Genomic DNA, 17040 nt, shown 5'->3' on the forward strand with positions numbered 1-17040 from the left:
GGTCTCCCCCCAGAGAACACCTGCCCGTCTGGCAAGGTCAGCGCTATTGCGGCCGGATCGGCGAGGGTCCGATAGGTACGGACCCAGGCACACTGCGTGGCGATCAGGTACTCGGGGAAGCAGGCCGCCGCATGACAACTATTGCATCACCTGTTCGATCTACGTCACATCCGTGCAGATCAGACGGTGCGATGGATCGACTGATGCTGTCCTGTGCCACCGAACCTTGACGATCATCAGGTTTGTGCCAGCGAGGTTTGAGTGGCATGGGATACCGGGCTCGCGAGTGCGTACTCGACCGGCGGTCCGGCGCACCTTCCGGGCGCGGGTGCCCGGATGACTTTTTGAGTCAGAGCACTTTTGGGGGCGTGTGTCACCGTGAGGCTCCGTCCGGGCGGGCGGGGAGCGGCCTCCGTACGCTCCCCGCCGTAGACTTGTCAGGGAGCTTGAGCCTTGCCAGATGTCCAGTTCAAGCGGGTGCCGCGAGGTTGATTCCGCCAAGGGCGGCGGGATTGGTGTTTCCCACGGTTCCGGCCATCGCGGGCTCTCTCCAATGAGCGGAAGCCCCTGCCTCGCTTCGTGAGCGGTGGAATCCCCTCCGGAAGGACGTGGGCCAGATGAGCCACCTTGTGAGCCAGGTGCCCATCAGCGACATCACAGCGGCCGCCTCGGCGGTGCGCTGGATTTTCCCCGTCGGCATAATAGTGGTCGTAGTCGCTGTTCTGATCGGCCTCCTGTGGTGGGACACGCGCCGTCGGGCTCGCGCACGACAGCAGGGACCACGGGTGGAGCGTGCCTCCCGAAGCCGGCGGACTCTGAGGGATGCAGACGATTTCGGGGAAGGTCTCACCCCATATGAGCTCAACCGGCCCTCTTCGCCAAGGGACGCACGCAAGGATGACAGCGGTGGGGCTTTTGGCAGTGGAGGCCGCGGCGGCTGACAACGCGGTAGTGCCGCGTCGGGCAACTTCCGCCCTGTTGTGACGTGTCGTCCGGTCGCGCGCTGGGTGGGACCGGACGTCCGGAATGATCACGTGGCTGAACGGGTGCGGGTCCGGGAGATTGATGACGGCGAGGGGCAGTGGCTGCTGCGGATCGTCCGTAGGGGCACCGGGTCGGTGGATCTGGCGGCGGGCTCAGATGGTGCTGTTGTCCGCGCAGGGTATGCCCGTGGCGAAGATCGCCAAGGTCACGTTCACCAGCGCTGACCGGGTCCGAGATGTGCTCCACAAATTCACCGACGGCGGTTTCGACTCGCTCTCCCCGAAGTACCGGGGCGGCCGTCCGAGGACCTTCACGGCGCCTGGACGCCGCGAGATCAAGAAGGTCGCCAAGTCCAAGCCGGCCGAGCACGGCCTGCCCTTCTCGACCTGGAGCCTGGCCGAGCCGGCTGACTTCCTGGTCGCCGAGGGCGTGGTAGACGACATCAGCCACGAGGGCCTTCGGGCCTTGCCCCGCGAGGAGGGCCACGCTCACGCCCGTGCCCTTGGCCGGTACGGCTTCCGCGGCCCCGTAAGGGCTGGTCCGCGGCCGGAGCGAAGTCGCGCGTTCCCGCCCGAACAGACCCGCTCCCAACCGGTCGTCCCGGTCGCCAACCCTAGAACTGACAGCTGTCCGACTCATGACCCCCAGGGCATCCTGGACACGGCGGGCCTCTGGGACACCCGATCGGAGCACCGGTGAACCGGTGAACTTCGAGGTGTCACCGCCAGTCGTACGGACCGTACGCGGTGGCAGGCTCCACCATCGAGTCAACCGGGAGGGACGGAGAACCGATGGCGCAGGACCTGCAGGAAGCCGCGCCGGCCGAGCCGGTGGACAACAAGCGCATCAACGCCGGTGTGAGACTCATGGGCTGGCTGACGACCACCGACCACAAGGTCATCGGCAATCTCTACATGGTCACCGCGTTCGGGTTCTTCCTGCTGGCCGGCGTGTTGGCCATGCTCATGCGAGCGGAGCTGGCCCGGCCAGGACTGCAGATCGTCAGCGCGGAACAGTACAACCAGCTGTTCACCATCCACGGCACCATCATGATGCTGCTGTTCGCCACGCCGATGTTCGGCGGCTTCGCGAACGCCATCATGCCGCTTCAGATCGGCGCGCCCGACGTCGCCTTCCCCCGCCTCAACGCACTCACCTACTGGCTCTTCCTCTTCGGTGGAATCATCGTGGTGTCCGGATTCGTGGTGCCCGGCGGCGCGGCGCACTTCGGCTGGTTCGCCTACGCGCCGCTGAACAGTGCCGTCTTCTCACCCGGCGCAGGCGGAGACCTCTGGACCATGGGCCTCGTGCTGTCGGGGATCAGTACGACCCTGGCATCGGTCAACTTCATCACTACGATCGTCTGTCTGCGTGCGCCGGGAATGACCATGTTCCGGATGCCAATCTTCACCTGGAACGTACTGTTCACCTCGATCCTCGCGCTGCTCGCGTTTCCGGTGCTCGCCGCCGCACTGCTCGCTCTCGAAGCCGACCGGAAGTTCGGGGCCCATGTTTACGACGCCGCGAACGGCGGTGCGCTGCTGTGGCAGCACCTGTTCTGGTTCTTCGGTCATCCCGAGGTCTATATTGTCGCGCTGCCCTTCTTCGGAGTGGTGAGCGAGATCATTCCCGCGTTCAGCCGGAAGCCGATGTTCGGGTATTTCGGAATGGTGATGGCCACGATCAGCATCACCATGCTCTCGGCGGTTGTCTGGGCCCACCACATGTTCGCGACAGGAGCCGTTCTCCTGCCCTTCTTCTCCGCCATGTCGTTCATCATCGCCGTGCCCACCGGTGTCAAGTTCTTCAACTGGATCGGCACCATGTGGCACGGCAGTATCTCGTTCGAGACACCCATGCTCTGGGCAATCGGCTTCCTCGTGACTTTTCTCCTCGGCGGCCTCAGTGGAGTGCTGATCGCCTCACCCCCTCTGGACTTCCACCTCACCGATTCGTACTTCATCGTCGCCCACCTCCATTACGTGCTCTTCGGAACAGTGGTCTTCGCGATGTTCGGCGGCTTCTACTTCTGGTGGCCCAAATTGACCGGACGCATGCTGGACGAACGCGTCGGGCGTATACATTTCTGGACCTTGTTCATCGGATTTCAGCTGACCTTCCTGGTCCAGCACTGGCTGGGGGAGGCCGGAATGCCCCGGCGTTACGCCGACTATCTCGCGGCGGACGGCTTCACCTCGCTCAACACGATCGCGTCCATCGGCTCCTTTCTGCTGGGCCTGTCGACACTGCCGTTCCTGTACAACGTGTGGCACACCAACCGTTACGCGCCCAAGGTGGATGTGGACGACCCGTGGGGGTTCGGCCGTTCCTTGGAGTGGGCGACCTCCTGTCCGCCCCCGAGGCACAATTTCCGGGCTTTGCCCCGCGTACGTTCCGACTCGCCGGCCTTCGACCTGCATCACCCCCTCACGACCGAGAAGCAGAGGCCGAGCCTCGGTCGAGGCGGGTCGCGCTCCGCATCGGGCGCCGAAGAGGAGTCGGGCGAATGAAGACCGAGGCCATTCTCTTCGCCGGGGTCGCGGGGTTCTTCCTCGTGACCGATGTCCTCTACGCCGTGTGGTCCCGTGATCCGACAGGTACGGCGGCTCTCACCGTCTCGTTCCTCATGGCGTCGCTGGTCACGTTCTTCTTCGCCACCAACTACCGGAGGAAGGGCCTGCGCCCCGAGGACCGCGGGGACGGGCACATCCATGAGCGGTCCGGCCCGGTGGACTTCTTTCCTCCGCACAGCATCTGGCCGCCACTGACAGCCGCGGGGATGGCCCTGCTCGTCCTCGGTGTGGTGTTCGGTCTGTGGCTGTTCCTGATCGGGCTGGGCCTGGTCCTGGCGGGGGTGTTCGGAATGGTCTTCCAGTACGTGCGTGTCCAGGACTGAGGGCGGTTCTCAGTCCTCGCGTTCGCGGACCGGCTCCGGCGGTGTCATCCGCTCCGCGATCCGGGACCGCTGCTCCTCCGTGACGGGCAGTTCCACGACGTCCCTGTAGTACCAGCCGCTCAGTACGGTCCGAAGCCTTCGCCGACTCGAGATCGGGCCCTGCGCGGGGGACTCCAGGGGCGTCGGGACATCACGCATCAGGATGCGGTAGCGGGCTGTCGGGCTCAGGCCACGGCGGCTCTCCGAGAGATCGCCGTTCACCGACTGCGTCACCTGGCCGGTCTCCTCGCCCTCGTTCAGTCGGCGGCGGTCCCGCATCTGGAGGGCCAGGCAGAGGCGTTTGGTCAGCGCGAAGGCCAGGAGTGGGGCGGCGATCAGCGCGGTTCTGAGGATCCAGATCATGGCCTCGACCGAAACCCTGAACGAGTAGGCGACCACGTCGTTACCACCGGCGACCAGGAGAACGGCGTAGAAGACGATGGCCGCCACGCCGAGGCCCGTGCGGGTCGGCCGGTTGCGTGGCCGGTCGCACAGATGGAGTTCCCTGCGGTCGCCCGTCACCCATTTCTCGAAGAAGGGATAGAGGAACAGCATGGTGAAGACCACGCCCGGCAGCACGATCGCCGGAATGAACACATTCCACATGATGGTGCGGCCTGCGATGTCCGTTTCCCATGGCGGCATCAGCCGGAGCGCGCCCTCCAGGAACCCGACATACCAGTCCGGCTGTGCGTCACCGGAGACCTGGCTGGCGCGGTAGGGGCCGTAGTTCCATACGGGGTTGATCTGAGCGAGCGCGCCCAGCAGGGTCAGTGCGCCGAACACCATGAGGAAGAACCCTGTGGTCTTCGCGGTGAAGTGAGGAAAAGCCGGTGAGCCGACGGCGTTTTCGTTGGTCCTCCCCTGACCCGCCCAGTGGGTGTGTTTGAGATGAACCACCAGGATGAGATGAGCGGTGATCAGCGCGACAATCAGGCCGGGTACGAGCAGGACATGCACAGGGTACAGACGGGGGATCACGGCATGGCCCGGGAACTGTCCCCCGAAGACGAACAGCTCCAGATACGTTCCCACGACAGGGATCGACCCCACAATGGTGGCCGCCGTCCGCAGGCCCGTACCGGACAACAGGTCGTCGGGCAGCGAGTAACCCGCGAATCCTTCGAGGAGCGCGAGTACGAACAGTGTCACGCCCACGATCCAGTTGACCTCCCGCGGCTTGCGGAAGGCACCGGTGAAGAAGATCCGCAGCATGTGGGCGGCGATCGCGGCGACGAACACCAGGGCCGCCCAGTGGTGGATCTGACGCATCAGCAGGCCTCCGCGCACGGCGAAGCTGATGTCGAGGGTGCTGGTGTAGGCCTGCGTCATCCTCTCGCCCTGTAAGGGCACATAGGAACCGGTGTAGACGCTCTCCGTCATGCTCGGGTCGAAGAACAACGTGAGATACACGCCGGTAAGGAGCAGGACCACAAAGGAGTAGAGGGCGATCTCGCCGAGGAGAAAGGACCAGTGGTCGGGAAAGGCCTTGCGCAGCAATGGCCTGGCCAGCTCGCTGACGGGCAGGCGCCCGTCCACCGCGCCGTATCCACTGACCGCCGCCGGCCCGGCCCGGGCCGTCAGCTGCGCCTTACGTCTCCGCAGAGGCATGCACCACTCTCCCGTCGATCTTCCTTCCGTCTCCGCCCCTCATTGTCATGGTTCGTCCTTTACGGGTGACTCATTACTCGAAGGACTACGCATAATCGCGGTATCGGCACCTGATCGGCCGACTAAGGGCTGTCCCGTAGCTGACCTGGTGACTGCCGCAGCGGCGACCGGGACACAGACGCCCGGGGGTTCAGGGCACACGGCTTCGCCAGCACCTGACGTCTTCAGCGGCTGACGACGGCTCCCCGCCGAGTACGGAGTTCCTTGCCCGCGCTCGTCCGACTTCCGACCGCTGCCGCCCGTCACGCGGACCGTCCTGGCCCGGCTGTGTTCTCTACGTCCGGCCGACCATGTCGGCGGGTCTGACGATGCGGTCGAAGTCCTCGGCGCCTATGTAGCCGGACGCCAACGCGGCCTCGCGCAGGGTGGTGTCCTCGTCGTCGGCCTTGTGGGCGATCGCGGAGGCCTTGTCATAGCCGATCACCGGTGAGAGCGCGGTGACCAGCATCAGGGACCGGTCGACGTAGTCGTCGATCCGGTCCCGGTTCAGCTGGGCGCCCTCGATGCAGTACTCGCGCATCTTGGTGCAGGCGTCGGCGAGGATGGTCGCCGAGTGCAGGAAGTCGTTGATGACGACCGGGCGCATGGCGTTGAGCTCGAAGTTGCCCTGCGTGCCGGCGAAGGCGATGGCTTCGCCCTCGGACAGCACCTGGATGCAGACCATGACCATCGCCTCGCACTGGGTCGGGTTGACCTTGCCGGGCATGATCGACGAGCCGGGCTCGTTCGCCGGGAGGACGAGTTCATCGAGGCCGCAGCGGGGCCCGGAGGCCAGCCAGCGGATGTCGTTGGCGATCTTCATCAGCGGTACAGCCAGGGCCCGCAGCCCGGCGGAGGCGCCGGTCATGGCGTCCAGGCCGCCCTGCGCGGCGAATTTGTTCTGCGCGGTGGTGAACGGGTAGCCGGTCGCGGTGGCGATCTCGGCTGCCACCTGCTCGCCGAATCCGGGTGGGGCGTTGAGACCCGTGCCCACCGCGGTGCCGCCCATCGCGAGCTCGTACAGGTCCTCGGCAGACCTGGTGACCCGGTCGACGGCTTGATGCAACTGGTGGGCGTAGCCGGACCATTCCTGCCCCACAGTGAGCGGGACGGCGTCCTCCAGATGGGTGCGGCCGATCTTCACCACGTCCTGCCACTGCCGCGCCTTGGCCTCGATGGCGTGCTGCAGCGCCCGCACGCTTGGCAGCAGGTGCTCGTGGATCTCCTCGACCGAGGCGATGTGCATGGCGGTGGGGAAGGTGTCGTTGGAAGACTGCCCCATGTTGACGTGGTCGTTGGGATGGATCGGGGACTTGCTGCCCAGCTCGCCGCCGACCAGCTGGATGGCACGGTTGCTGATCACCTCATTGGTGTTCATGTTGGACTGCGTGCCGGACCCCGTCTGCCACACGTACAGGGGGAAGTGGTCGTCCAGCTCGCCTGCGACGACCTCGTCGGCCACACGCTGGATCAGGTGGGCCGCCCAGGCCGGCAGCCGTCCGGCGCGCCCGTTGACGAGGGCGGCGGCCTTCTTGACGTGGCCGTAGGCGTGGTAGACCGCCTTGGGCATCCGGTCGTCCCCGATGGAGAAGTGGATCAGGGACCGTTGGGTCTGTGCACCCCAGTAGCGGTCGGCGGGCACGTCGATGGCGCCCATGGAGTCGGTCTCCCGCCGGGTGCCGGTCGCGTGCAGGCCGATGGGGATGTCTCGGATCCTCGGGGCCTCGTCCTGACCGCCGACGGTGTGTCGCGTGTTCATGCTGCGGCTCCATCGGTGTAGACCGGCTGCCACATGGCCTCCCGGACGGCCTCGCCGATGTCGACCGGCTTGGAGGTGGCCACGCCGTCGTCGAGCGCCGCCTCGACCACCGCGGTCGCGGTGATCGCGGAGGACTTCCGAAGGTCTTCCACGCGTGGCAGCAGAGAGGCGCCGGGCCCCGACGGGTCGACCTGGTCCGCGACCGCCTGTGCGGCCGCGAGCAGCATGCCAGGGGTCACCTGGGACGCCCCGGAGACGATCGTGCCCAGGCCCAGTCCCGGGTAGAGCAGCGCGTTGTTGGCCTGCCCGATCTCGTAGGTCACGCCGTTGTACCCCACGGGCGGGACGGGGATGCCGGTTGCGACGAGCGCCTTTCCCCTTGACCACGTGATGACGTCGGCGGGCATGGCCTCGATCCGGGAAGTGGGGTTGGAGATCGGGAGGATGATCGGCCGCTCGGTGCCCTCCGACATGGCTTCGACGACCTCGCGAGTGAACGCACCATGCGCTGTGGAGGTACCCAGCAGGATCGTCGGCTCGGCCCGGCGTACCGCTTCCAGCAGCGGGATCGCCCCGCCGCCGTCCCTCGCCCAGCCCGCGACCTCGGCCGGATCGCGGGTGTAGGGGTGCTGGAAGTCGCGCAGGTCGGTCATGTCCCGAGTGAGCAGTCCCTGTTTGTCCACGAGCCATACCTGGGCGGTGGCCCGCTCCGGATCCGCGCCGTCGCGGATCATCGCACCGCGCAACTGGTCGGCGATGCCCACCCCGGCGGTCCCGGCGCCGAAGACGATCAGCTTCTGGTCCCGCATCCGCATTCCGCTGACTTTGACGGCGGACAGCGTGGCGGCCAGCGTGATGGCTCCGGTGCCCTGCATGTCGTCATTGAAGATCCGGTAGCGGCCGCCGTACTGCTCCAGGATCCGTCGTGCGTTGCTGGGGCCGAAGTCCTCGAAGTGCAGGAGCGCATCGGGGAACGTGGACGATGCCGTCTCCAGGTACCTCTCGATGAACTCGTCGTACTCCGCGCCGCGGACGCGGGGGTGCCGGTTGCCCAGGTACAGAGGGTCCTCCAGCAGTGACTCGCGGTCCGTGCCCACGTCCAGCGACACGGGAACCACGCGATGCGGGTCGATGCCGGCGGCTGCCGTGTACACCGCGAGCTTGCCGACCGAGATCTGGATTCCTCCCACGCCCCAGTCGCCGATGCCCAGAATCTCCTCCGCGTCTGTGCACACGATCAGGTCGACGTCCTCGGGGCCGAGTTGAAGCGTGGCGAACGCCTTTTCCATGTCGTCGGGCCGGTCGATGGACAGGAAGACGCCGCGCGGGCGCCGGTACTCGTGGGAGTACTGCTCGATCGCCTCGCCCACGGTGGGGTCGTAGACGATCGGCAGCATCTCGGCGAGGTGCTCGGCGAGAACCTTGAAGTACAGGGTTTCGTTGCGGTCGTGCAGCTGTTCCAGGTAGACGTTCTTGGCCAGGTCGCTCCCCTGAGCCTGTGTCTGCTGGTAGGCCCGCCTGCACTGCTCCTCAAGTGTCAGCACCGCTGAGGGCAGGCGTCCCGCCAGGCCGAGGGCCTCCCGTTCCTCCTGTGTGAAGGCCACCCCACGGTTACGCAGCGGATCCACGAGGGCGCTGGGGGTTGCCGGGGTGCGTGCGTGGCTCTCGGTCATGAGAATCTCCCTGTGTGCGAATGCCGTTCCGGCCGGGGTGACGTCGTGGGCTCGCTCGATGACACGGCACAGGCAAGTCGAAGGGTGCCGGGGATGCAGTCGTGCCCTGCCCACCACGCAGTCAGCAGCCACGCACATCGCCGCAACGGTCAGCGGGAGTACGACCTCGATCGAAACCTGTGAAGGTCGAAGCCTGTGAAGGTCGAAGTGGCTCCAGGGCCCGACGGCACACGACGGCGTGAAGCCGGCGGTTGGTGTGCGCGGTCGCTCACAAGAACACCGCCCGGCCGACCCGCCACGCGCATCGCGACAGGCGACTCATCGGTGACACCGTTTGATTTCATGCTAACTACCGGCCGACGGGCCGCGCGACTTCGACCAGCATGCCGCCCCGTCCAGGATGAGGATCTCCTGGCGGTGCTCGGGGCCGGGTACGAGGCCCTCGCACCGGCCCGCACGGTGCCCTGGCAGCAACCCGCGGCGCATCGCGTGGTCGCCGCTCGCCGTCGGTCGAAGGCGTGGCCGGCCGGTACTTCGAGAACTGCAGCGGGGCCGGCCCGTACCGGTCCGGTGTGCGCCGGGGAGTGGCCGCCGTGCCGTGGGTCCTCAGCGGTCGGAAGCGACCGCGACCAGCCGCGAGGGCGCCTGCCAGACCTGAACCCACGCGTCGAGTTGAGCGATGCGATCAGAATCCATCGACTTCTACGACAGCCTCCGCGAAGGACTGCTGGCGGTTCCTGCCGTCGGACGCCAGCATGTCCGCGTCGATCTCGACGTCGGGCTTGTGCGGGTACTTCTGGTCGATGACCGTCGCGTCCCACAGGCGATGGCCGACCAGCACTGTGCGAGTCCGGTCGTCGACGCGTTGCAGATGGCCCACTGCCGAGGTGGTCCGGAACCCGGCTGCATTGTGCACTCGGACCGTGGAAGCCAGTACAAATCCACTGGATTCCGGTGAGGAACAAGCGTGTTGGGGCCATGGCACAGCTGCGGATGGAGGAGCAGTCCGATCAGGCGGCAGATCTCCGCGACGGACCGGGGGGTCAGGTGGGTTCGTTCAAGATTGCTGCCCCCTTTGACAGTTCCTGGGCACGGATGGCGGTCAGTGCGGCGAGTGAGGTCATGGACGGGGTGATGTGCCGGCATCAGGCGTCGTGGCAGGGGTCCGGGCCGCGCTCGTCATTCGTGGCCCGGAAGCACGCAGGGCCCGCGCACGTCCCGGTCGGCCGATCCGCCGAAAGGATGAGACGGCTGTCGTCTCCCGCACGCGAACCAGCCATCGGGTGGATGCCCCGTCCATGGTCCGTGGGCGAGGGTGGGGCCATGGACGACGAAACATCGCCGGCTCTCTCGGCCACCGCAAGTCCTCCATGTACCCGGCCTCAAACATGTTTCGCACCAGCCGAAGAAACCGGCCATCGTGAATTCTCTCCGCCAGGGTCTCGATGACGACTTGATGGTCGATCGATCCGAAGCAGTCGGAGACATCACCTTCGATGAACCAGGTCGTACCCGTCCAGGTGTTGCCGGTCGTTCGGAAACCACGACGTCCCCAGCACCCTGATCGGAGTGACCGTGCTCGGCTGCGACGACCAGCCCGTAGAGACCGGAGCCGTCGCTGCCGTGCTCGACTAGCCACAACTTGGTGCGCTTCAGGCAACGTTCGCCCCCGACAGGCATCGGGGCAGGCTGAGGCGCCTCCGGAAACGAGTGGCCCGAAGACGGGGGCACGGCTAACGTCGCGGCCGTGGATATCAGGGAACTGGACAGCCGTGCTCTCGCCACCTTGGGAGCGCTGATCGCGCAGATTGGCCCGGACCAGCTTCGTCTTCCAACGCCGTGTGCCGACTGGACACTGCACGGCCTGCTCCGCCACCAAGTGAGCGAGAACCTCGGCTTCGCAGCCGCCGCAGCAGGCGTCACCGGTGACCTTTGGGCCTGGGACCAGGGCCACCTGGGTGGGGATCCCTACCAGGCGTACCTCGACTCGGCCGACGCCATGACGAGGGCGTTCGCCGAGGATGTCCTGGACCATTCGCTCCAGATCAGGGAGTTCGGGTTCTTTCCCGGCCGGGTCGCGCTCGGTATGCACGTGCTCGACTGCGTAGTCCACGGTTGGGACGTCGCTCAGACCATCGGCGTTGCCTACGATCCCGGCGCCGACCTCGTCCGCTACTCACTCAAGGTCGCGGCGCAGATCCCGACCGGAGCACCGTCCGAGGACCGGGCAAGGACTCCGTTCGCCCCGGCGGTCGAGATCTCCGCGGACTCTCCCGCCCTGGAGCGGCTGCTCGGACTTGTCGGCCGTCGCCCAGCGGCAAGCTGAGCGACGGCTCACCAACGGGTCGCGTACTGACTTCTGCACCGTAGAAACGCCGTCCGGTGTCGCCCGGTGCAGGAATCGACCGGCACGACGTCCGCCTTGCGCCCGTAGTGGCCGTGGAGGCGGCGACACCCAGCAGACCACGACAAAGCCAGGTGCCCGGTCGCTTCTGGCCACCGTCCCTGAAGATCCGGCCGTGACCTGGTGGCGGCGAGTAGCTTCGGTCCACTTATGGCTTCACCCCACGCGGGACTGGGCAGTGTCGTGCCAGGCCACGCACGTAGGGGGAATTTCGGTGAGCAGTACCGGGCGTGAGTTGGCTCAGGAGCATCAGCTTTTGCGTGAGGCGCTCCAGGAGTGTCATGCGTGTGTGGTCCGGCTGGATCAGGACGACGTGTTGCGCCGCTGGTAGCGAAGAGGGGGCTGTTTCGCGGGGTGACTGGCGGCAGATTCGGACGGCGGTCCTCGGCGACGCGGGCTCGGAGGAGTCGCTGATGCTTCCCCTGGAGGCGATCGAGTTGGACGCCTTCCGCCACCGGCACGAAGGCGACACGTTCTGGTGCGGGCTGCTACTCGGAGGCTGCGGTGGCCGGCTGACGACGAAGCTCTGCACCGGGTCTGCCACTTCGCTCACCACCGAGACCCGGACGGGCCGGCGCACGAGTGCGGAGGCCGCGCCCGGGGCGTGGCCTCCTCCGACCACCTGTACGTGAAGTCCGCAACCGCGGCAGGTCGACCGTCGCGCCCGGCCGCCCCCGCCGCGGCACCGGGGCCGGGGCCGGAGCCCGTCGACGGCGACCAGGAGTCGGTCCTCCAGGACCTCACTCGGGAGCAGGTCCTGGACTGGCGTAACCGAGCCGCCGACGACCACCGGGTCCTCCACGACCACATCGAGCGGTACGGCAAGCACTCGGCAGATTCGTCGCGGACGGCGGAGCTGGCCAGGGACCGCTGGTTCGACTGACGGGGCGGAGCGGGTGTTGGCCGCCTCGAATCGATCTTCGCGAAGATTTCATCTTTGTGTACAACCTTTCACGTTCGCCCCAGGTCTGGTCTGTCGGGTCAGTAGATCCACAGACCAGACTTGGGGAACACATGCGTATTCGTGCCACTGTGGCCGCTCTCTCCGGCACCCTGGCCCTGTCCGCCCTCGCCGTGCCGGCCTCTCAGGCGAGCAGCCCTTCGTTCGCGCTGACGCGGGCGGACGCCGCCCCGGTGATCAGCAAGGTCGTTGTGAACAGTGGAAAGCCGATCGTGCTCGGTACCACCGCCACCAAGAAGGTGACGGTCTCCGTCACCGCGTCCCACTCCTCGGGCATCGACGACGCTCTCTCCTACATCTGGAGGGGTCGCGACAGCAACCCGAACCTGTACGGCTTCGGGTTCCACCCGGACGGGGAAAGGGCCAAGTGCAAGGCCGCGAACGCCACAACCTCGACCTGCACCCTCACCATCACGGTCGATCCCGGATACCTGTGGAACACCAACGCTACGACCTGGCGGGTCTACGCCGGCGCATGGGGCAAGGACGGGAACTTCACCGAGAACGACACGTTCTCCTCGGTCAGGTTCCAGCGGCTGTCACGGCTGACGGCCAACGCCTCCCCGGAGCCCGTGAAGAAAGGCAGCACCATCACGGTCACGGGCAAGCTGGACCGGGCCAACTGGGACACCCGTAAGTACGCGGGCTACGCGTCCCAGTCGGTCAAACTCCAGTTCCGGAAGAAGAACAGCAGCACGTACACCACCGTCAAAACGGTGAAGGGATCCAACACCGGCACGCTGAAGACCACGGTCAAGGCGGTGGAGGACGGCTACTGGCGCTGGAGCTTCGCCGGTACGGCCTCGACTCCCGCAGCCAACGCCACCGGTGACTTCGTCGACGTGAAGTAGTCCCGCAGCGCGCGGTAGCGAGAGAACCCAAGCCCGGCAGGCCGGGCCCTTCGTCGTTTCCGCGAGAGGGCGTTTCCGCCGGGGACCACGCCGTCCTCATCGCCCCTTCGAGGGGTCCGCCGACGGCAGCGTCCTCGCTCGGTGGGACGGCATCTCACCGTGGCCGCGCCCGAGCCCGCCGGGCGGGTCCAGGCCGTGGGCTTCGACGGGGACACCGGCCGCCCGGACGCCGCCCCCCCAGGAACCGGTCGACCCCGCCCGCATCGGCCGCCGCGTCGGACGGCGCCGGGCGAAGGGCATGGACGCCGGCGCCGTCGCGGCCGCCCTCGAGGGCGCACGGTTCGACGCCCGGCAGAACGCGCGGCACGTCCACGACATCGACTGGGGCGCCCTCTGCTCCCATCTGGAACGCGAGGCCGAACTGCATACGCCCGCGCTCACCCAGGCCACGGCCTGGCTGCGCGATCTGCTGGGCGGCGCCGGCGTGGGGCGTGCACTCGATGTCGGCAGTGGGCCGGGCGTGGTCGCCGGCCTGCTCGCGGACGCCTTCCCGGGCGCCGAGGTGGTCGCCGTCGACCAGTCGCCCGCCCTGTTGGAACGCGCCCGTACACGCTCGTCCGGCCGCATCGCCACTCAACAGGCCGATCTTCCGGACAAGTTCGGCCGGCTCGGCACGGCCGATCTGATCTGGACCGCCAACGCCGTCCATCATCTCCCGGACCAGCAGGCAGCGTTGACCGCCCTCGCCGCCTCCCTGCGCCCCGGCGGTCTGCTCGCCGTGGCCGATAGGGGCCTGCCCGTGCGCTTCCTTCCCCGTGACATCGGCCTGGGCCGCCCAGGACTCCAGGCCCGCCTGGACGCCGGCAACGAGGACGGCTTCACCGCCATGCGCACCGAACTCCCGGGCGTGGATGAGGTTGAGGACTGGCCCGCCATGCTGGCCCGTGCCGGTCTCGTCCCCACCGGCACGCGCACCTTTCTCACGGACTTGCCGGCCCCGCTCGGACTCCCGGCTCGCGAGTACCTGCGCACCCGTCTCGCCCGGCAGCGCGATCACTTCGGTGAGCATCTGAACGACGAGGACCGCGGGACGTGGAGGCCCTCCTGCACGACGACGCCCCTACCAGCATCCTCTGGCGCCCGGACGCCTTCTACCTCACCGCCACCACCGTCCACACCGCCCGCGCCTGCACTGCCTAGAAGATCACGGAAAACGTTTGAGGGTTTGGCCTCGTCCGGTCCGGCGCGAGGCCGAACTGCTGTGTGCCCAGAGGGAAGGGGACGAGGGGCCGGTCGGGGTCGGTGTCTGGGTGACCTGCCGACGTCGAGTGCGGCAAGTCGCATAGGAGCCGCCCATGGTAGGGGCTCCTGCCGCCTCGTACAGAACTCGCGTGATCAGCGCGCTGCCCGGCGCGAACGAACAGCGCACCTTGCGCGAACACGAGGAAGAGCAGCGCGATCGGCTTGTCGGCCAGCAGGGCCAGAGCCGGCCGGCCGACGAGCAACAACGGGGCGCGGACTGCCATCACCAGGCCGGGGCGCCGGTCGTTCGCCAACCGGCGATCCGCTGCTATGTTGGCGAGCCGCTTCGGCCCCTCGGTTTCCTTGTTGAACTATGGGCGCCTCCGCCTTTGAGGCGGAACAGAAGGGTCTGGGTCGACTGGCCCCTGACGGTGCGCGGCTCGACTCCCGGTCCACCGCCTTCGCGCCTGACAGCTGCCCAGACCGCCGGAGCGACGGTGATCACGGACATCCTTCGAACGGTGCTGAGGAGGCTTGTGAAGCCATTGCGATGGGGTCCAGGAGAGCGGGCGAAGCCCCCTGCAATTGTCTGACAGTGCGTCAGAAAGTCAGCAAGTGGTCAGCATGAGTCCTGAAAAACCTGGGGAGAGCTGCCCGGACATGCGACTCGTTGTAGGGTGCAGAAACAGCCCTTGACCTGCAAAAATGCAGGCAGGGAGCCTACTTGTGGGAGTGCCCCGATGTTGCGTACCATGTTCAAATCCAAGATCCACCGTGCCACCGTCACCCAGGCCGACCTGCACTACGTCGGTTCTGTGACCGTCGATGCCGAGCTGATGGAGGCCGCGGATCTGCTGCCCGGCGAGCTGGTGCACATCGTCGACATCGACAACGGTGCCCGTCTGGAGACGTACGTCATCGAGGGGGAACGCGGCTCCGGCGTCATCGGTATCAACGGCGCCGCCGCCCACCTCGTCCACCCCGGTGACCTGGTTATTTTGATTAGTTACGCCCAGGTCGAGGACGCCGAGGCCCGTCGGCTGACCCCGCGCGTCGTGCACGTCGACGCCGGCAACCGTATGGTCGGGGTCGGCGCCGACGCGTCCGAACCCGTGCCCGGCACCGCCACCGAACGGAGCCCGCGCGCTGTCGTCCCGGCGCGCTGACCCGGCTCGATCGCTGAGGGAGCACCCGCCATGGCAGAACGGACCGGCCGGATCGAACTCGACATCCGCGACGACCGGGCGAGCGGAAATCTGCTCGCCTACGAGAGCGGCAAGGCCGCCGGAATCATCGCGTACTTCGTGATGGACGGTGAGCCGGCCGCGCTGGTCGCCGTGCACACCGTCGTCGAACCAGGCCACGAGGGCAAGGGCATCGCGGGCGCTCTCGTCCAGGAGTTCTACGCCATGGCGGGACGTGAGGGCGTGCCCGTCGTCCCGCTCTGCTCGTACGCCGCGAAGTGGGCGGAGCGGCACCCCGGCAAGGCTCCCGCGGCGCCGACGGAACTGGTGGAGCAGGCGAAGAGGCGGCTCACGTCCCGGCCCGAGCTGTACTGATCGGCGGCGGGCGGGGGCTGTACCGTTCGGGCCGTGATACTCGCGCTGCTGCACACCTCCCCTGTCCACGTCCCCGTCTTCGACGCTCTTCGGGACGCGGACCATCCCGGACTCGCCCTGCGCCATCTCGTGGACGAGGACCTGCTGCTCCGGGCCAGGGAGTCCGGTCCCGAAGCGGTGTCGGGCAAGATCCGGGCGCTGCTCGCGGGCGTTGTCGCCGAGGGGGCCTCCGCCGTGCTCTGCACGTGTTCGACGATCGGCGCGGTCGCCGAGTCGACCTCGGCGGTGATCGGCGTGCCCGTGCTGCGTGTCGACCGTCCGATGGCGGCTGCTGCCGTGCGGCGGGGGCGCGTGGTGGTTCTCGCCGCGATCACCGGCACTCTGGCACCGACGCTCGCACTGCTGGCCGAGGAAGCGGGGGAGCGGTCGGTCGAGGCCCGTACCGTTGTGGTCGACGGGGCCTGGGCGTGCTTCGAGGCCGGTGACCGCGACGGCTATCTGGACCTGGTCGCGGCCGCGGCCGACACGGTGACGGAGGCCGATGTGATCGTGCTGGCGCAGGCGTCCATGGCTGATGCGGTTTCGCGGACGGTCACCCGGATCCCGGTGCTCTCCAGCCCCCGGCCGGGCCTGACCGCGGCGGTCGCGGCGGCGCGCTGAGGCGCCGAACGGGGCGCGGAAAGACCCGGGCGGAGCATCCCGAACCCGTACGCATGGACTCACCGGGCGCGGGCAGCCGCTCCGGGAGACGGTGGAAGGAGATCCACCCCGAACCGTTCGGAGGCCCCTGATGTCCGATCCGTACCCCGACCCCGTACCCCCGGCTCCCACCCCCGGACCGATGCCCGGGCCGCCGTCACCGCTTCCGGAGCCGCCGCCACCGCCGCCCGGACCCGTTCCGCCCGGCCCCTCGCCGGATCCGATTCCGCAGCCGCCCACACCGGAGCCGCAGCCGTCACCCCAGCCGGCCGGATGACCTGCCCGGGTGTGCCCAACCGGTCCGGCGCGCCCCAGTGGTGCGT

General features: G+C 67.6%; 13 protein-coding genes and 5 pseudogenes. 12 read left to right on the forward strand and 6 right to left on the reverse strand.

Annotated features, from left to right (window positions below):
- Positions 1-1034 precede the first annotated feature (1034 nt).
- From ACIOHC_RS16090 to ACIOHC_RS16100, 3 genes and pseudogenes are all read left to right on the forward strand, one after another.
- Positions 1035-1482, forward strand: a pseudogene (locus tag ACIOHC_RS16090) (helix-turn-helix domain-containing protein); the annotation flags it as partial.
- Between the two features lie 368 nt (positions 1483-1850).
- Positions 1851-3494 carry a cytochrome c oxidase subunit I gene (gene ctaD, locus ACIOHC_RS16095; RefSeq protein WP_351081529.1) on the forward strand — a complete coding sequence of 548 codons (1644 nt, stop codon included), beginning with the start codon at positions 1851-1853 and terminating at the stop codon, positions 3492-3494.
- A complete protein-coding gene (locus ACIOHC_RS16100) occupies positions 3491-3880 on the forward strand; it encodes a cytochrome c oxidase subunit 4 (RefSeq protein ID WP_351081458.1) in 390 nt (129 codons plus the stop codon). The genes ctaD and ACIOHC_RS16100 overlap by 4 nt, the downstream gene beginning before the upstream one ends.
- Positions 3881-3889: 9 nt before the next feature.
- Here the strand turns inward: ACIOHC_RS16100 and ACIOHC_RS16105 are convergent, their stop codons facing one another.
- The 5 genes and pseudogenes from ACIOHC_RS16105 to ACIOHC_RS16125 form a co-directional block, all read right to left on the reverse strand.
- Positions 3890-5530 carry a ubiquinol-cytochrome c reductase cytochrome b subunit gene (locus ACIOHC_RS16105; protein WP_351081456.1) on the reverse strand — a complete coding sequence of 547 codons (1641 nt, stop codon included), beginning with the start codon at positions 5528-5530 and terminating at the stop codon, positions 3890-3892.
- Between the two features lie 334 nt (positions 5531-5864).
- Positions 5865-7328, reverse strand: coding sequence for a class II fumarate hydratase (gene fumC, locus ACIOHC_RS16110; RefSeq protein WP_351081454.1), 1464 nt, complete (start codon positions 7326-7328; stop codon positions 5865-5867).
- Entirely contained in the window at positions 7325-9001 is a 1677-nt protein-coding gene (locus ACIOHC_RS16115) for an NAD-dependent malic enzyme (RefSeq protein ID WP_351081452.1), read from the reverse strand. The genes fumC and ACIOHC_RS16115 overlap by 4 nt, the downstream gene beginning before the upstream one ends.
- A 685-nt stretch (positions 9002-9686) precedes the next feature.
- Positions 9687-9917 (reverse strand): hypothetical protein, encoded by a 231-nt coding sequence (locus ACIOHC_RS16120; protein WP_351081535.1) that lies wholly within the window; start codon positions 9915-9917, stop codon positions 9687-9689.
- 438 nt (positions 9918-10355) lie between these two features.
- Positions 10356-10532 (reverse strand): annotated as a pseudogene (locus ACIOHC_RS16125) (RNA-directed DNA polymerase); the annotation flags it as partial.
- Between ACIOHC_RS16125 and ACIOHC_RS16130 the strand changes: the two are divergent.
- The 6 genes and pseudogenes from ACIOHC_RS16130 to ACIOHC_RS16155 form a co-directional block, all read left to right on the forward strand.
- Positions 10532-10636 (forward strand): annotated as a pseudogene (locus ACIOHC_RS16130) (RidA family protein); the annotation flags it as partial. The pseudogenes ACIOHC_RS16125 and ACIOHC_RS16130 overlap by 1 nt on opposite strands.
- Before the next feature lie 112 nt (positions 10637-10748).
- The gene (locus ACIOHC_RS16135; RefSeq protein WP_351081450.1) at positions 10749-11327 is read left to right on the forward strand and encodes a TIGR03086 family metal-binding protein; all 579 of its coding nucleotides are present in this window, start codon (positions 10749-10751) and stop codon (positions 11325-11327) included.
- 491 nt (positions 11328-11818) lie between these two features.
- Positions 11819-12037 (forward strand): hypothetical protein, encoded by a 219-nt coding sequence (locus tag ACIOHC_RS16140; protein WP_351081448.1) that lies wholly within the window; start codon positions 11819-11821, stop codon positions 12035-12037.
- Positions 12034-12288, forward strand: coding sequence for a hypothetical protein (locus tag ACIOHC_RS16145; protein WP_365691632.1), 255 nt, complete (start codon positions 12034-12036; stop codon positions 12286-12288). Before ACIOHC_RS16140 ends, ACIOHC_RS16145 begins: the two co-directional genes overlap by 4 nt.
- 131 nt (positions 12289-12419) lie before the next feature.
- Positions 12420-13217: a DUF5707 domain-containing protein gene (locus ACIOHC_RS16150; protein ID WP_351081444.1), complete on the forward strand. Its 798-nt coding sequence runs from the start codon at positions 12420-12422 to the stop codon at positions 13215-13217.
- A gap of 298 nt (positions 13218-13515) precedes the next feature.
- Positions 13516-13947 (forward strand): annotated as a pseudogene (locus tag ACIOHC_RS16155) (class I SAM-dependent methyltransferase); the annotation flags it as partial.
- A gap of 606 nt (positions 13948-14553) precedes the next feature.
- Here the strand turns inward: ACIOHC_RS16155 and ACIOHC_RS16160 are convergent.
- A pseudogene (locus ACIOHC_RS16160) lies at positions 14554-14767 on the reverse strand (hypothetical protein); the annotation flags it as partial.
- Between the two features lie 432 nt (positions 14768-15199).
- On the opposite strand from ACIOHC_RS16160, the gene panD reads away from it, so the two are divergent.
- Genes panD through ACIOHC_RS16175 form a run of 3 tightly spaced genes read left to right on the forward strand, consistent with a single transcriptional unit; the run spans position 15200 to position 16678 of the window.
- Positions 15200-15625: an aspartate 1-decarboxylase gene (gene panD, locus ACIOHC_RS16165; protein ID WP_351087165.1), complete on the forward strand. Its 426-nt coding sequence runs from the start codon at positions 15200-15202 to the stop codon at positions 15623-15625.
- Between the two features lie 30 nt (positions 15626-15655).
- On the forward strand, positions 15656-16018 hold the full coding sequence (locus ACIOHC_RS16170) for a GNAT family N-acetyltransferase (RefSeq protein ID WP_351087163.1): 363 nt from the start codon (positions 15656-15658) through the stop codon (positions 16016-16018).
- 33 nt (positions 16019-16051) lie between these two features.
- Positions 16052-16678 carry an aspartate/glutamate racemase family protein gene (locus tag ACIOHC_RS16175; RefSeq protein WP_351087161.1) on the forward strand — a complete coding sequence of 209 codons (627 nt, stop codon included), beginning with the start codon at positions 16052-16054 and terminating at the stop codon, positions 16676-16678.
- The last annotated feature ends 362 nt before the right edge of the window (positions 16679-17040 follow it).

The sequence above is a fragment of the Streptomyces sp. NPDC088252 genome (genome assembly GCF_044740965.1).
Classification (GTDB): domain Bacteria; phylum Actinomycetota; class Actinomycetes; order Streptomycetales; family Streptomycetaceae; genus Streptomyces.

Bases quoted from the DNA above. Each gene is read 5' to 3' on its own strand.
- ctaD (WP_351081529.1), top strand. From the start codon at position 1,851: ATGGGCTGGCTGACGACCACCGACCACAAGGTCATCGGCAATCTCTAC.
- ACIOHC_RS16100 (WP_351081458.1), top strand. From the start codon at position 3,491: ATGAAGACCGAGGCCATTCTCTTCGCCGGGGTCGCGGGGTTCTTCCTC.
- ACIOHC_RS16105 (WP_351081456.1), bottom strand. From the start codon at position 5,530: ATGCCTCTGCGGAGACGTAAGGCGCAGCTGACGGCCCGGGCCGGGCCG.
- fumC (WP_351081454.1), bottom strand. From the start codon at position 7,328: ATGAACACGCGACACACCGTCGGCGGTCAGGACGAGGCCCCGAGGATC.
- ACIOHC_RS16115 (WP_351081452.1), bottom strand. From the start codon at position 9,001: ATGACCGAGAGCCACGCACGCACCCCGGCAACCCCCAGCGCCCTCGTG.
- ACIOHC_RS16140 (WP_351081448.1), top strand. From the start codon at position 11,819: ATGCTTCCCCTGGAGGCGATCGAGTTGGACGCCTTCCGCCACCGGCAC.
- ACIOHC_RS16150 (WP_351081444.1), top strand. From the start codon at position 12,420: ATGCGTATTCGTGCCACTGTGGCCGCTCTCTCCGGCACCCTGGCCCTG.
- panD (WP_351087165.1), top strand. From the start codon at position 15,200: ATGTTGCGTACCATGTTCAAATCCAAGATCCACCGTGCCACCGTCACC.
- ACIOHC_RS16170 (WP_351087163.1), top strand. From the start codon at position 15,656: ATGGCAGAACGGACCGGCCGGATCGAACTCGACATCCGCGACGACCGG.